Annotated in this window: 1 protein-coding gene; it reads right to left on the bottom strand. The window is 55.1% G+C overall.

Translation table 11 applies throughout. From position 1 onward, the window contains the following. Nucleotides 1-171 precede the first annotated feature (171 nt). Nucleotides 172-1,629 carry a caspase family protein gene (locus AX708_RS08920; RefSeq protein WP_066528950.1) on the bottom strand — a complete coding sequence of 486 codons (1,458 nt, stop codon included), beginning with the start codon at nucleotides 1,627-1,629 and terminating at the stop codon, nucleotides 172-174. Nucleotides 1,630-2,273 lie beyond the last annotated feature (644 nt).

Raw genomic sequence — 2,273 nt, 5'->3', positions numbered from 1 at the left:
CGCCAATTACTTCAAATCTTGTGGATATGAACCAGAGTGATCGGAAAACGCTCTAGGACTTATTCTCATGCTTGCTTTCACGCATACCATTAAACTGGTGTAAGGCGTCCGCGTTCAGCCCAAGGTGTGTGCTGGCATCATGAGAACGTGGCGGGCTGGGCGATGCCGAGCTTACTTGCGTACGGTCCAGCCTAGCGCAATCCGCAGCACCGGTTCTTTCGCCGCCGAATTTGGCGAGTAAGTCAATTTGAGATTGCGCGCGGGCACCGCTAAGTCCTCTGACAACCTTTCAGCGAGTTCGTTTGGTGCAATTGCAAAGTAAATGGGGTCGCCTTCGTCGGTGTCCCACGCGTCATCGCTAACTTTCAGGACGTCGACACCGCCGATGTAGATCGCGTCAACGCGCGGGCCACTCTTCTTCTGAATGGTCGAAATCGTTACTGCCAGATCCTGGCCCTTACCGGGGACAACATGGTAGTCGGCATTGGCAGCGATTAACGCATCAGCAATGAAATCGAAGCTGGTCCTGAAGGTGGGGACGCGCTGCAGATCGAACACCGTGTCGAAGAACTTGCTCTTGATTTTGGTTCGAAGCTTTCCCGAAGCGTCGAAGAAAATCTCGAACAGCATGCCGTCCAGAATTGCCTTGCGCTTCGCCTCTTCATAGGTCGCGGTTCTCGCGACAAAGTCGTTAACATACGATGTTGCTGCGGCCGACGTCCCACATGCGGCCTGATAGATATTGCGACCGAGCACGAAAAGGCTGTCTGGGGCCATCTTGTTGGCCGCCTCGGGCGTAAGGAGTGCCAATGCGGGGTTTTGCCTGTACCAGTCGTGCGTCTTCAGTCCCGCTATGATCTTGTGCGACTTCTTCGCGACGTCGAGGACGAAGAGCCCGTCTGCCAGTGCCGTTCCATCATATTCGGTGATAAGTTTGCCGAGACTCATGTTGAAGTAGAATTCGCCCGCAAGCGATGTATGCTCCCACGAAGTTTGCCTGCTCTTGGTTGCAGCGGCGACCGTGTTTCTAACGCGCTTGAACATCGTTTCTATAGAACAGTCGGGCGCGTCAATGTGGTCAAGCAGTGCGGCCGTGTAGGTTCCGTTTCGACCATCGCCGTCGCCTGCGGTCTCGCCAGGCGACGTCGCGAAGCCGATAATTGTTCCCTTGGGCGCATAGACAGAGGCGAGGCCGCGGGTCGCGGCGCTGCGCTGCCACTTGCGCTCCCAGGGGTTATTGCGGCACGCATCAAGAATGATAATCTTCGTTGCTGCCGTTGACTTCGACATCACGTCCACGACCTTATCCAATGAAAGCGAGCTGTGCTTGGCGTCGGTCTCGCTGTCCATGTCCGTATCAAGCGCTAGCAGATAGTTGCTTCCCTCGATCTGCATGCCGTGTCCGGCAAAAAAGAACAGACCGACATCATGCTTATCGAGTGACGCGCGGAACAGTTTAAGGCTCTTCTCCATTTCCTTCGCAGTGCAGTCGGTCACAACGATCGCTTCGAACCCATAGCCTTTTAGCTTAGCGCCGAAGTCGTCGGCGTCGTGCACCGGGTTCATCAAGTCGTGGCCGTCTGGATAATCGGCATTGCCGATTACGAGGGCAGTCATGCTACGCTTCAAGAACTTTCTCCTGCCGGTAAGGTCGCCTTCTGAGATGCCGGTTGTAAGTTCATTGTACAACAAGGCGATTAACTTCTACTGGCGAAAAGCTCATAATCGCGCCTCAGCATTTACGTTCTGTAGCACCGCGGTTGAGCGGCAGCTGTCCAATGACGACCAGACGCACACGATCCGCGACGGAAACCTACCGATCGTATGCCCCCTAGCCAACTTCGAGATGAACGGACGGCCGCTTTCATAACTCATGAAGGGGTAGCTGTACGGCAGGAAAGTTGGCGCCTGCCGTCGATGTCCCCAATCGCATTTTGCATAGCGCCAATCATACGAGATGTCGTCTGACAATAACAATTCGCTAGGCATCGCAGCGCGATGAAATCTACGCCTGAACCTCCCCGCCAAGGAATCGCTTCATTCCTCCGTCAAAACTGGCTAGCTCGGGCTGACGGGAGGCGGCGGGTGCATCAAGGTGCTTTATTCACAACAGATTGGCTGACGGAAGGGGTCACGGCGACGCCGCAGTGGCAGGCGCTGGATGATGCTCGAATTACGCAATTGTGGGCGCAATCACGCCATTTGCTCGATGAACTTCTAGAGCGTTTTCCACAGTGGCTGAATCGCTGAGGATTCCGTTTCGGGCGCATCTC

It is taken from the genome of Erythrobacter sp. CCH5-A1 (assembly GCF_001557115.1).
In the GTDB taxonomy this organism is placed as follows: domain Bacteria; phylum Pseudomonadota; class Alphaproteobacteria; order Sphingomonadales; family Sphingomonadaceae; genus Erythrobacter.
Note: the sequence above shows the minus strand (reverse complement) of the source record. Positions and strands in the feature narration are given on the sequence as shown.